At 52.9% G+C, this 13,265-nt stretch carries 10 protein-coding genes; 7 read left to right on the top strand and 3 right to left on the bottom strand.

Features of this window, described 5'->3' with window-relative positions; genetic code table 11:
- The first annotated feature begins 208 nt into the window (after positions 1 to 208).
- Both V6D20_10810 and V6D20_10805 read left to right on the top strand, forming a co-directional pair.
- Positions 209 to 1,003 carry an MlaE family lipid ABC transporter permease subunit gene (locus V6D20_10810; GenBank protein ID HEY9816272.1) on the top strand — a complete coding sequence of 265 codons (795 nt, stop codon included), beginning with the start codon at positions 209 to 211 and terminating at the stop codon, positions 1,001 to 1,003.
- Between the two features lie 271 nt (positions 1,004 to 1,274).
- Positions 1,275 to 2,123 carry a M48 family metallopeptidase gene (locus V6D20_10805; protein HEY9816271.1) on the top strand — a complete coding sequence of 283 codons (849 nt, stop codon included), beginning with the start codon at positions 1,275 to 1,277 and terminating at the stop codon, positions 2,121 to 2,123.
- A 269-nt stretch (positions 2,124 to 2,392) separates the two neighbouring features.
- Here V6D20_10805 and V6D20_10800 read toward each other — a convergent pair whose 3' ends face one another.
- Together V6D20_10800 and V6D20_10795 are read right to left on the bottom strand one after the other, a co-directional pair.
- Positions 2,393 to 2,899 carry a pentapeptide repeat-containing protein gene (locus tag V6D20_10800; protein ID HEY9816270.1) on the bottom strand — a complete coding sequence of 169 codons (507 nt, stop codon included), beginning with the start codon at positions 2,897 to 2,899 and terminating at the stop codon, positions 2,393 to 2,395.
- A 154-nt stretch (positions 2,900 to 3,053) separates the two neighbouring features.
- A complete protein-coding gene (locus V6D20_10795) occupies positions 3,054 to 3,641 on the bottom strand; it encodes an SRPBCC family protein (protein HEY9816269.1) in 588 nt (195 codons plus the stop codon).
- Positions 3,642 to 3,791: 150 nt separating this feature from the next.
- Between V6D20_10795 and V6D20_10790 the strand changes: the two genes are divergently transcribed.
- The gene (locus V6D20_10790; protein HEY9816268.1) at positions 3,792 to 4,004 is read left to right on the top strand and encodes a hypothetical protein; all 213 of its coding nucleotides are present in this window, start codon (positions 3,792 to 3,794) and stop codon (positions 4,002 to 4,004) included.
- Here the strand turns inward: V6D20_10790 and metH are convergent.
- The gene (gene metH, locus V6D20_10785; GenBank protein ID HEY9816267.1) at positions 4,001 to 7,579 is read right to left on the bottom strand and encodes a methionine synthase; all 3,579 of its coding nucleotides are present in this window, start codon (positions 7,577 to 7,579) and stop codon (positions 4,001 to 4,003) included. The genes V6D20_10790 and metH overlap by 4 nt on opposite strands.
- 661 nt (positions 7,580 to 8,240) lie before the next feature.
- Between metH and V6D20_10780 the strand changes: the two genes are divergently transcribed.
- The 4 genes from V6D20_10780 (at position 8,241) to V6D20_10765 (ending at position 13,132) form a co-directional block, all read left to right on the top strand.
- The gene (locus tag V6D20_10780) at positions 8,241 to 8,858 is read left to right on the top strand and encodes a response regulator (GenBank protein HEY9816266.1); all 618 of its coding nucleotides are present in this window, start codon (positions 8,241 to 8,243) and stop codon (positions 8,856 to 8,858) included.
- 604 nt (positions 8,859 to 9,462) lie between these two features.
- Entirely contained in the window at positions 9,463 to 11,199 is a 1,737-nt protein-coding gene (locus tag V6D20_10775; GenBank protein ID HEY9816265.1) for an EAL domain-containing protein, read from the top strand.
- Positions 11,200 to 11,374: 175 nt separating this feature from the next.
- Positions 11,375 to 12,076 (top strand): magnesium protoporphyrin IX methyltransferase, encoded by a 702-nt coding sequence (gene bchM, locus V6D20_10770; GenBank protein HEY9816264.1) that lies wholly within the window; start codon positions 11,375 to 11,377, stop codon positions 12,074 to 12,076.
- Between the two features lie 309 nt (positions 12,077 to 12,385).
- Positions 12,386 to 13,132: a heme oxygenase (biliverdin-producing) gene (locus V6D20_10765; GenBank protein HEY9816263.1), complete on the top strand. Its 747-nt coding sequence runs from the start codon at positions 12,386 to 12,388 to the stop codon at positions 13,130 to 13,132.
- The last annotated feature ends 133 nt before the right edge of the window (positions 13,133 to 13,265 follow it).

Genomic DNA, 13,265 nt, shown 5'->3' with positions numbered 1-13,265 from the left:
TCGCTGTTACGGGAGAACCAGAGCCTTATACTAAAGCGTACCGGTGCCGGTGCGTCCCGGCGGTTTCGCTCTGGAAGCCAGAATAGGCTAGCGTGAGAATCATGCCTTCCTTGTGCCTGATCTGTTCATGGGATGCTTGTCATAGGCGCGATCGCCCAGTATGCTGTTTCCCGTCTAACCCCCTTATACTCTTCCAAGGACACCTCCATTGAGCGGACAACTGAGCACGTCTAGTCTAAGTCGCTGGTTTCAGCGCCTGATTGCCGCCGCCCTCCTCGGCGGTCAAGTCGTTGTCCATTTAGCCCGTGGACGTATTCATCGGCGCAATACGCTGGACCAAATGGCTATGGTGGGGCCAGAGTCATTGTTGATTGCGCTGCTCACCGCCAGTTTTGTGGGTATGGTCTTTACCATCCAAGTTGCCCGAGAATTTATTGCCTTTGGAGCCACGACGGCCGTTGGAGGCGTGTTAGCCCTGGCCCTTGTGCGCGAACTAGCTCCGGTGTTAACCGCTGTGATTTTAGCCGGACGGGTTGGATCGGCCTTTGCCGCAGAAATTGGCACCATGCGCGTGACAGAGCAAATCGATGCCCTGCAAATGCTCAAAACTGACCCGATTGACTACCTGGTGATTCCTCGGGTGATCGCCTGTTGTGCCATGCTGCCGATTCTAACGCTGCTGTCGTTTTTGACCGGGCTGGGTGGTGGGATGCTGATCTCGGAAGGGCTCTATGACATTTCCCGCACGGTGTTTATCGACTCAGCCCAAAGCTTTCTCTCCGTCTGGGATCTGGTCAGTGCTTCCATCAAAGCTGGGGTATTTGGGCTACTGATTGCCATTATTGGCTCTAGCTGGGGCTTAACCACCACTGGAGGAGCCAAAGGGGTAGGACAATCTACGACCACGGCCGTTGTGACCATGCTGCTGGCGATCTTTGTGTTTAACTTTTTTCTCTCCTGGCTGATGTTCCAAGGGCCAGGCAGTGCTTCCCTGGCAACCTAACTGGAGACAATCCTTGGGGATAATCTTCATCGATCGCCCTCGATCATCATGGCTGGGATGACCTAGGCCTCGATGGGTATGATGAAGGTAGACCATGGATCGGTGTTGACCTTGAGAGAGCGATCGCTCCTACGGCAACATCAGAGATGCTCTTGGCGTCATGGTATATAGCGATTGTTTCCTGCGCCTCAGTCTGTCATAACCTTGGCCAACGTAGCTGGGTATGGCGTCTGGTGTATCTCAAGCCAGTTTGAATTCAACTCTTACTACCATGATGAACTTCCTCCCCACGCTTTATCGTCAACTTCGCCGCCGCTGGTTTTATGGGCTGATGTCTGTAGTCATGGCGTTAGGACTTGTTCTGGGCACACCACAACCAGGACAGGCTCTGAGCTTCCTTGAATTAATTTTTCGAGGCATTCAGGTCATTCAGTTGTCCAATATGTCTGACTCCCAAGAGGTGCAGATTGGTGGACAAATTAATGAACAATTGGTGACGCAGCAATTTTCGCTTTACACCAATCAATCGGTGAATGCCTATATTGATGAAATTGGTCAAGCTCTCGTACCCTACAGCGATCGCTCTGACATTCCCTACGTATTCCAAGTGGTGGATGATGAGCAGGTGAATGCTTTTGCGACCATGGGCGGCTATGTCTATGTCACGACAGGGTTGATTGAAGAGGCGGACAATGAGGCAGAATTGGCCAGCGTCATCGGCCATGAAATTGGTCATATTGTTGCTCGTCATGCCGTAAAGCAAATGCGTGAACGGGCGATCGCCGCTGGTGTAGCCTCTGCAGCAGGGCTAGATCGCAACACAGCCGTGGCCATTGGGGTTGAGCTAGCGATTAACCGACCCAACAGTCGTCAAGATGAATACGAGGCTGATGAACTAGGGCTAGCGACTATTGTCGAGGCTGGCTATGCCCCTTCTGCCATGGTGTCATTTATGGAAAAACTATTGGGCGGGGGCTCTGTTCCGACATTCCTCAGTACGCACCCCAACACGGCTGACCGGATTGAACGCCTCAACGGCATGATTGACGATGAAACAGCCGATGTGGGCGAGGGTCTAGACGGGGCTGCTTACACAGCACGGATCGCGCCCTTGGGCTAGATGACAGTGGCGCAGATAGGTCAAGCTAGGAGCGATCGCCCCCGTTAGCCTAGTTTCCAGCCTGGGCCAAGTTGATGGGTTGATTGGGGGAATCGTCGAGGCAGCTAGGAGCCAGTGCGAACATCGCACTGGGTGTAGCCCAGGTTTGTAAGTTGGCCCTCATCCCCTAGTCCTTGTCCCAAGAAGGAAGCAGAGGGCGGCTTCAGAGTCCCTTGCCTGCTCTGGGAGGGGGATTGAGGGTGAGGGCAATAAACGTGGGACGCACCCCACTAATCGCAATCTCGATTTTCTGTTGTTTGGTCAGGCATGACCGTAGCGCATAACGTTGCAGATTCGAGCGCTACGGGATCTAAAGAGGAATGGCTGAGGTCTGCTGATTCGAGATTGGCCCCACTAAACTGAGCCCCTCGTAGATCGGCACCCCTCAGCCGGGCTCGCTGTAAGTTAGCCGATTGTAGGTTCGCGTTAACCAAAATGGCATCATCCAAATTGACGCGGATGAGATTGGCCTGTTGTAGGTTTGCTCCAATCAGGAGTACGTCACGTAAATTAGCTTGTTGGAGGTTTGTTTCTTGAAGATTCGCTCCTCTTAAATCAGCTTGCTGTAAGTCGAGGCGCTGCAAATTGGTGCCAGACAAGTCACAGGTCGGGCAGGCATTCGTGTCTAGCAATTGTTCGACCTGATCCGAATGGGACGCACAACTGGCGATCGCCAGTAGCCCAAGAATCAGACTGGTTTGGCGTAGAGCACAACAGATCACAGTTCGACTCGACACAGCATCCCCACCTTCAACGACATCTTGCGGGTTTTCCAACTCCTAACGCAGGGACGACCTGCTTCGCTAGTCAACGATATAGTCTAGCAGTCGAATGCAGAACGATACGAGGAGGTGCTCAACGCTTCTCCTAATACCTATAATCGGAAACGTGTTAAACACTGCACCAGAGGGGTTGTCCTATCCAGAGGCTAACGCTGCCGACCATGAGCGTTAGGCTTAGTAAGTCTTGAAAGCTACTGCGGACGGGGCGTGAACCACCGGGGAGCGCAGCAGATAGACGATCTTGTTCGGCGGCATGAACTAGGCGATCCACCACTTTCTCTGCATAGGGACGAATAATAGACCACACGAGGGGAGAGAGCCAACCCTTAAGGGTCACAGAGTAGGAAATGTAGCTGCCGCACAGGGTTGATTCCACGCGATAGGTGACGCGTTCTTCTACTCCTGGCATGGCCATAATTCGAATGCTCAGCAATTCTCGGGGATTGACCCGTTCCACAAAAATTCGGATGGGAATGGGCGATAGCCGAGTGACGGCCTCAAAAATCAGACCAGGCTTAGGGAGTAGCCCCCGAGGGACGTTGGTGCGTGCCAGAATGGGATGCCAAGAGACATCAGCAAAATTCACCACCTTTTGCCATAGCTCATCTGCAGAGGCAGAGCTTAGGGCTCGGTATGTGCCGACTAGGGGATACATCAGGCGATCGCGGCGGGCGAATTTTGTCCAAAACCCAAGCATGTCACAACGCTCCTACATGTTATTCGTCAGGGTCAACCATCGGAGTTCGCCGAAGTTGAACCCATTGCGCATGGACTCCATGATTATCATAGAGGCTTGTCCTGCGGTCGTCGTCTCACTAGAGGATGTCTTCATGCTTTGCAATGGGATATGAGCGATCGCTCTAGCGCAGGGGCGATCGCTGCTCGTCATCGTGGCTTAAGCGATCGCCTCAAAGCATTTCATTCTAACGCGTTGCCCGCTGCCACCTGGCACAATCCTGAACCATTGGAGAGCGATCGCCGTTCACGATCTAGACTGTTCCCCAGCCCATACCAGCACATAGACAAGCGCCGAGCATCCCCCTTAGGCGAGAAACCTTAAGCGCTAAAGTATTTGGCTTGAGGATGGTAGGCAATAATCGCTGTGGTGGACTGCTCTGGGTAGAGTTGTTCACTTTCGTCCATATGTAACTGAATGCGCTGCGTGTCCAACAGTTCCAGCAGCACATACTGATCCTGCATATTGGGGCAGGCGGGGTAGCCAAAGCTGTAACGTGATCCTTGATAGCGCTGGGCCAGCACATCACGAATCGTCGTAGGATCCTCTGCTCCAATACCCAATTCCCTCCGAATGCGAGCATGGGTCCATTCGGCCAAGGCTTCGGCGACCTGTACCGCTAGCCCATGGAAATAGAGGTAGTCGGTATATTGGTTGCTGTCAAACAACTGCTTGGCATAGGCTGTTGCGCGTTCGCCCACCGTCACCGCCTGCATGGGAAACACGTCGATCTGCCCGGAGTCTACCGGCGCAAAGAAGTCGGCAATGCACAACCGCCGCAGCGATCGCTGCCGAGGAAACTGGAAGGTGGCCAGGGGCTTGTCGGCTGTCTCGGTGGGATGATCGGGATTGTAGAGATGCAGGGCATTGCCATCGGACTGGCAGGGGAAATAGCCGTAGACGATCTGGGGTTGCAGCAGGTCTTCGTCGAGGATCTTTTGCTTCCAATGGTCGAGGATGGGATAAACCTTCTCGGCGAGGAAGGCGTCGTAGTCTTCCCGAGACTGCCCCTTGGGTTTACGGAACTGCCACTGCCCTGCCACCAAGGCCTGCAGGTCGAGATACCACAGCACTTCGTCCATGGGAATATCGGCAGGATTCAGCACTTGGGTTCCCCAGAAAGGCGGGGTGGGGCGAGGAATATCTAGGGCGATCGCTTCTGATCGTTCGGTATTAGCGGGTTCGTCCACGGGTTGGGAGTCAACGTCGTTGCTTTCCTCAACCGGAGCCCCTGTCGTCGCCACGCCATCTAAGGGTAGATCGGCCGCCTCCGTCAAGAACCCTTGGCGATCATCCCACTCTCCCTGCCCCTTGGCCGGCATAAGCTTATCCATGAAATGCAGGTCGGCAAAGGCATCCTTGCCATAAATCACCCGACCGTTATAGGCATTTTGGCAATCTTCATAGACAAATTTCGGCGTCAGAGCCGCACCGCCCAGAATCACCGGCACTGTGATGCCACGTTCTTTGAAGGTTTCTAGGTTCTCCTTCATAAACGCCGTTGATTTCACCAGCAGGCCGCTCATGGCGATACAGTCGGCGCGATGGGTTTCGTAGGCGTCGATAATGCTGTCAACCGGCTGTTTGATGCCGAGGTTAATCACCCGATAGCCGTTGTTGGATAGGATGATATCCACAAGGTTTTTGCCAATGTCGTGAACGTCGCCCTTGACGGTGGCAATGATCACGGTGCCCTTGCCGGTATTTTGGTCAGAGGCTTCTTTGTCCATAAACGGCTCTAGGTAGGCCACGGCCGCCTTCATGGTTTCAGCCGATTGCAGCACAAAGGGAAGCTGCATCTGCCCAGAGCCGAAGAGGTCTCCCACCACTTTCATGCCATCAAGGAGGAAGGTATTAATGATCTCTAGGGGCGCATAGTGGTTTAGGGCCTGGGCAAGGGCGTCTTCTAGACCAATGCGTTCACCATCAATAATGTGTTGTTTGAGCTGTTCTTCAATGGGCAGGGTTTTGTCTTGGGAGCGATCGCGCTTGGTGGTGGCTCCTTCAAACAACTGGGTGAGTTCCGTGAGGGGATCGTAGGTGCAGACATCGCCCTCAAACTGTCGTTCATCAAAGATTAGCTGTCGGCAGACGGTTTGATGGTGGGGATCAATCTTAGCCAAGGGCAGAATCTTGGAGGCGCTGACAATGGCAGCGTCCAGCCCCACCTCCATGGCTAGGTGCAGGAACATGGAGTTGAGCGCGACTCGGGCAGCCGGGTTAAGCCCAAAGGAAATGTTGGAGATACCCAGCACAATGTGGACGCCGGGAAGGTTTTGGCGGATCTGGGCGATCGCCTCCAGGGTTGCTTTACCATTGGCCCGATCCTCTTCGATCCCGGTGGAAATCGGCAGCGCCAGGGGATCGTAGAAAATTTCATGGGCAGGAATGCCAAAGTCTAGAACATCGCGATAGGCTCGCTGAGCGATGGCAAACTTGCGTTCGGCCGTGCGCGCCATGCCCTCTTCGTCAATGGTGCCGATCACCACGCCTGCACCGTATTGCTTGGCGAGCTCTAGCACTTTCAGGAAGCGCTCTTCTCCATCCTCATAGTTGGTGGAGTTGAGCAAACATTTGCCGCCGGCCACCTTCAGCCCCGCTTCCATCTTTTGCCATTCCGTGGAGTCGAGCATCAGGGGCAGCGTGGCATTGGTCACCAGGCGCGACACCAGGTTATGCATATCCTTGACGCCATCTCGACCGACATAATCGACGTTCACATCTAGAACATGGGCCCCTTCCTTCACCTGGGATTTAGCCAAGGCCACAAGACCATCCCAGTCTTCCTCATTCAGCAAGGTGCGGCATTTCTTCGAGCCGCTGGCGTTGAGGCGTTCGCCAATGATTAAGAAGGAGTTGTCTTGGTCATAGGGCTGGGCCGAGTAGATAGAAGCGGCAGCGGGGGTGTAGTGCAGCGGTAGCCGAGGCACGATCGCCTGCCGCACGTCGCGGGGTTTGGGTGCGAACTGGGTCGCCAGTTCCGATAGCTGGGCAATGTGATCCGGCCGGGTGCCGCAGCAGCCGCCCACCACCTGCACTCCCCAATCTTCCACAAAGCGAGTCAGGGCCATGCGCAATTCCATCGGCGTCAGCTTGTAGTGGGCGTGCCCGCCGACATTTTCCGGCAGCCCCGCGTTGGGAATGCAGGACACCACAAAGGGCGACTGTTCGCAGAGATATTTGATATGCTCCATCATGCGGTCGGGGCCGGTGGCGCAGTTGAGCCCCAAAATGTCGATGGGATAGGGTTCTAAAATGGTTAGCACGGCGCTGATATCCGAGCCCACCAGCATGGTGCCCGTTACTTCCATGGTCACCGATACCATCACCGGCCGGCGATCGCCCTTCGCTTGAAACACCTGCTCGATGGCATTCAGCGCCGCCTTAATTTGCAGCACATCCTGACAGGTTTCCACAATAAACAGATCTACCCCACCATCCAATAAGCCCTCCACCTGCTCCACAAAGGCATCTTTGAGGGTGTCGTAGTCAATATGCCCCAGGGTTGGTAGTTTGGTGCCTGGCCCGATGGATCCGGCCACAAATCGCGGCTTGTCGGGGGTGGCAAAGTCGGCCGTCACCGATTTTGCCAATGCCGCTGCCGTTTTGTTGAGCTCATAGGCGCGATCGCCCAAGTCGTATTCAGCCAGGACAATCGACGTACCGCCAAAGGTATCGGTCTCAATCACATCGGCCCCGGCTGCCAAAAAGTCTGCATGGACTTTGCGCACGGCCTCCGGAGCCGTGATCACCAAATATTCGTTGCAGCCTTCATACTCTGGTCCACCAAAGTCTGCGGCGGTCAAGTTTTGTGCCTGTAAAGACGTCCCCATGGCTCCGTCAAACACAATCACGGGACGACTGGGGTGATGAAGACGATCGAGAAAAGCAGAGGTCATGGTCAACGTCGGTCTACAACTAGGTCTAGGCGTGAATGCAGAGCCCAAAGCGATCGCCCCTCCTGAATGCATACCCATCGGCAGCAGGAGGGGAACCAAGGGTTCGGGCTGTGCAATGTCTGTTTCTATCAGTATGCCAATACTCGGACAGTCAATACAATTGCTTAAGAGGAGTTGCCTGAAATGAGTTGCCTGAAAAGAGTTAGCTGAGGTGTGGCTGGAGGGCGATCGCTGCCATCTTGTCCAAACCGCTTAACCAAGATGAAAATAAATACTAACCATTGGGGCAGACTAAATAGCGGGGTGATCTCCGGATTCAATCCGGTCTAGGGTGAAATAAATAGGGTAGAACTGTAGGATCAGCGGTTAGACCTTGGTCTGCGTTAGCCTACAGATGTCTCTCGCCGTGTTGCGGCAGTCGCCGAGAGAAGACATGGATCAACCTGACATCTACACACAGACCTCCCATACGAACCATGGGGGGAGAACCTCAAGTTTTGCAGCACACCCATCACGGAACTGTTGACCTAGGCGGATAGTCTTCCCCCTAGTGTTCTCGATCCTGTTGGCACCGTTGACCTACCCCATCTTGACGGCTGATATGACCTGCTGTGACTTGGGTATTGTTTGATTCCGTCCTCACCACTGACTACCAGTTGCTATGGCCAGGCAAAAAATTGTAATTGTTGACGATAGCCGCATCATCCGGATGCAAGTTCGAGACATGCTGCCTCAGGGCAATTTCGAAGTGTTTGAAGCCAAGGATGGGGCAGAAGGAATCGATGTGATTCAGCAGGAACAGCCTAGCTTAGTGGTCATCGACTTCTTTATGCCCAATATGAACGGTTGGGAGGTGGTGCAGCGGATGCAGAAAGATGCCGTCCTGTGTCGCATCCCTGTGGTCATGATGTCGGGGCGAAAGGAGGATGTAGTCGCCGCCGTACCAGAACTGTTTGACTATTTTGAGTTTTTGAGTAAGCCCTTTGATGCACCCGTGCTCATGAAAGCCATCAAGGCCGCCATGATCAAGGCCAAAGACCGTCGCCATGCCAGACCCATGGTGGCGGCAGTAGCAGACAGCAATGGACAGACGTCCCGCCTTACTCCAGCCGTTGAGGCTCAGCCTAGCCCACCCGATGAGGCCCATCATCTGCTGGAAAGCCTCCGGGCAGACATTAAAACCCTGCAAACCCATAATGCTCACCTCCAAAGCGAAGTGAATACCCTCAAGAAACAGGTGACGCAGCTCGTATCGTTTGTTCGCAAAAAGTTACAGTAATTTATAGTCAGGCAAAATGCTATCCAGTGATTGATATGGTGTGTTTGCAGGACAACCGATCCACGGGATATCTGCCAATCATCATGCGTTTAGCTGGCCAACCAAGCGGTTTTTAAGCCGCTCAAAACACCGCCACGATCAAGACTCACCTTCGGTTGCCTGAGGCTCCTCCTCTGAGAAGCCAACCCATGGTGCTGTTCTGTCAGACCTGCTGCTTGCAGATTAGGATTGAAGGAGGTCGGCAAGCTCACGTATCAATCGGTTGGGGCAACCAGACCGATGATCAGTCCGCTAGTTAGTCCGATAGTTAGTATGCAGCTTACGCATAGATGTTCCGGGATAACCAGGACATGTATGAAGATATGCATAGATTTATGTCTTTACTTGGTATCTATCGTCCCCAGGTACTCCATTGCCCCAGACTCTGTTGCGCTTCAGAACAATGAACGATGTCACGTTGGACGGATAGTTCATGAATGAAGCGATGAAGCGGTATGACCTAGCTGAGTCAATCACCGATGGGTTGCTGTCACCTCCTATAGCTAGTCATCGGTGTGGCTCACTAGACGCGCTAAATCTGTTATGCCCATGATTGAGGGATCTGATGAAAACAATTTTAGTTATTGAAGACGAACAAGCAATTCGCTCGAATATTGCGCGAATTTTACACTATGGAAATTTTCAGGTTATTGAGGCAGGCGATGGTCAGGCTGGCGTAGAAGCGGCTAGGAGCTATCTGCCGGATTTAATTATTTGTGACATTATGATGCCGCTGCTCGATGGCTATGGAGTGTTTCGAGAGCTATCGGATGATGCTGAAACTGCTATCATTCCTTTTATTTTTTTGAGCGCTAAGGCCGATCGCTCTGATATGCGCCAGGGTATGATCCTGGGCGCAGATGATTACTTAACGAAGCCGTTTACAAGTGCCGAGTTGCTGCAGGCGATTACGGCTCGTCTGTCGAAAAAGGCCAGTGTCACCGATCCCTACGTGAATGAAATGAAGCGAACGGTGGCGAACTTGAGCCAGGTGGCCTACAGCGACCCGCTGACCAATTTACCCAACCGGATTTTGCTGCGCCATCGTCTCAACGAATTGCTGCGTCCCCTCAAACAGCAACGTAGCTCTACCATCGTGGCGGTGTTTTGTGTCAACATTCGTCGGTTTCGCGATGTGAATAGCCTCTATGGTCAATCGGTGGGGGACATGCTGCTGAAGGCAGTTGGCGATCGCTTACTGAACATAGCCGGGAGCGATCGCATTGTTGCTCGCCTCGGGGGCAATGAGTTTTGTGTGGTCTGGGCAGATATTTTAGTGCCGGAAGATGTGGGCGTGTTGGCTCAGCACTTGATTGACCAGCTTCAACAGCCCTATGAGTTGGGCGATCATCTTCTCAATATTCGGGTCAATCTCGGTGCAGCCCTCTATCCTGAGCATGGCGAAACGCCGGATGCCCTCTTGCCTCGGGCAGAAACCGCCGAGCATTGGGGGCAGCAGAAGGGGAGCCAGGGGTATCAAATCTATGATCCAGCTATGACCCAGATGGATCAAGATCGTCGCCAGTTGGAGCTAGACCTCCAGAGGGCGATCGCTGAACTAGAGTTTGAGCTGTATTATCAACCCCAAGTTAATGTGATTACCGGGCGGTTGCTGGGGCTAGAAGCCCTGCTGCGCTGGAATCACCCCACTCGGGGGCTCTTACTGCCCGCAGATTTTATGGTGGTTGCCGAAGATATGGGTTTGATGACCCCAATTGGCGAATGGGTGCTGTCTACGGCAGTCTCTCAGTTGAAGGTTTGGCAAGATCGATCCTTAGCGACCTTAAAAATTTCCATCAATCTCTCTGCCCGCCAATTCAAGCACACCAACTTGGTGCATCACATTACCCAGGTGCTTCAAGAAACCCAGCTCGATCCCACCTGCCTCATGCTGGAGCTAACCGAAACCAGCTTGATGGAAAATATTGATGATGCGGTGCAAACCCTCAACCAGTTGCGAGATATGGGGGTGGGGATTGCGGTGGATGACTTTGGTACGGGTTATTCTTCCTTGAGCAACCTGAAGCGGCTGCCGATCACGCTGCTGAAAATTGACCAATCTTTTGTCTGCCGAATTATTGAGGATAAGCAGGATGCTGCTATTACCACTGCCATTATTGCCATGGCCCAAAGCTTAAATTTGAAGGTGATTGCCGAAGGCGTGGAAACCCGCGACCAGCTTTCATTCCTCAAAAAACACGGCTGCTACGCGATCCAAGGCTACATTTGCAGCCCACCTGTACCCACCGAGGAGGTAGCAGACTGCATTGAACGGCCTACCTTGCTAGATCCCAATTTCTAAGCTGGACTCATATCCAGAGTTTGTAACGTCGCCGATACCTATTACGATCAGCATAGTCCTTAAACTGTAGGAGAGCGGTCGCCTTCTAGCTGGATCTCCATTCAGCAGCTTCGAGTGCGATCGCCCTCATTCTCGTTGACATTTCTGCCCAAGACGTACGGCATCCTAAACTTCTATGAGCCTAGCTACCAATCCGAAGAACGACGATAAAACCATTGTTCGGGAATACTTTAACGAAACCGGATTTGATCGCTGGCGACGCATTTATGGCAACGGCCAGGTCAATACCGTTCAGCTTGATATTCGCACGGGTCATCAAAAAACCATTGATACGGTGCTCACCTGGCTTGATGCTGACCAAAATCTTCCCGGTCTATCCATCTGTGATGCGGGTTGTGGAGTGGGTAGTCTTAGCATTCCCCTGGCCCAACGGGGGGCGCGGGTCTATGCCAGCGACATCTCGGACAAGATGGTGGGAGAGGCTCAGGTGCGGGCGATCGCTACCCTCAATCAGCGCGATAACCCCAGCTTCATGGCTCAAGATCTAGAAAGCCTATCGGGCAAATACCACACAGTTATTTGCCTAGATGTCTTGATCCACTACCCCGATGACAAGTCGGCGGATATGATTGCCCATCTTAGCAGCCTGGCAGAATCTCGTCTCATTCTTAGCTTTGCGCCCAAAACGACGGCCTACAGTTTGCTGAAAAAAGTGGGCGACTTTTTCCCTGGCCCCAGCAAAGCCACCCGTGCCTACCTGCACCGTGAGACTGATGTAGTGGCTGCCCTTGAGCGCAATGGCTGGACGGTGCAGCGCAATGCCATGACCAAGACCCGGTTTTACTTCTCGCGGCTGCTGGAAGTGACTCGCGCCTGAGCCTGGCCGAATGCATAACCTCTGGGCCGAGATCAGGGTCGAGCCTAGTACTGATGTCGAGCATGTCATGCCTAGGAGAGCGATCGCTCTCCTAGGTTTGTTACAACTCATGAAAAACCGTGAGGATGGCACCGGTCTTGCGTAAAATTTTTTCATGATAGTCCTCATACAATCGGACTATCGTAACAATCTAGGCAGCTTTTTTTTGAATGCACGCAGTAGCTGACCCCAGTAAGCACTGATAGGGGTTGCATTTTGGTGACTGACGTATAAAAGCCCAGCATTGAGACGTTCATTAGGATATTGAGCATGAGCAGTAATCTAGCCACCAAGTTAAAAGTGAGCAGTAATCTAGCCACCAAGTTAAAAGAAGGAACCAAGAAGTCCCACACGATGGCAGAAAACGTGGGATTTGTGAAATGTTTTTTGAAGGGAGTCGTTGAGAAAAATTCCTATCGAAAACTCGTGGCCAACCTGTACTTTGTTTACTCTGCCATTGAAGAAGAGCTGGAGAAGCACAAAGAGCATCCTATTCTCTCCAAAATTTACTTTCCCGAACTTGAGCGGAAAGCCAGCCTAGAGCAAGATTTGCACTACTACTATGGCAGCAACTGGCGGGAGCAGGTTGCTCCATCTCCTGCGGCCCAAGCCTATGTGCAGCGCATCCGCGAAGTGTCTGCAACCCAGCCAGAATTGTTAATTGCTCAATCCTATACTCGTTATCTCGGTGATCTATCCGGCGGTCAGATCCTCAAGGGAATTGCCCAGCGCGGCATGAACTTGAACAATGGAGAAGGCACGGCGTTCTACGAATTTGCTGATATTCCTGACGAAAAAGAGTTCAAGGTCAGCTATCGCCAATCCCTGGATGCTTTGCCCATTACGGATGACATGGCCGACCAAATCGTGGATGAAGCCAACGCCGCCTTCGGTATGAACATGAAAATGTTCATGGAACTGGAAGGCAACTTGGTGAAAGCGATCGGGCAAATGCTGTTCAACACTCTTACCCGCCGCCGTCCTCGCGGCGAAAATGAGCTGGCTACGGCTGAGTAGTCTCTGTCTTGATCCCCAAAATCTTGAGGTGAACGGGCGCTCCCCAGTGGGTGCCCGTCCTTTTCTATTGCGGATCTTGAATAACCTGAGTTCGATGACATGAAGTGGTATGGCTTGATTCAGATGGACGAGG

This window comes from Candidatus Obscuribacterales bacterium (assembly GCA_036703605.1).
Lineage (GTDB): Bacteria > Cyanobacteriota > Cyanobacteriia > RECH01 > RECH01 > RECH01.
The sequence above is the reverse complement of the archived record's forward strand: the minus strand, read 5'-3'. Positions and strand labels throughout refer to the sequence as shown.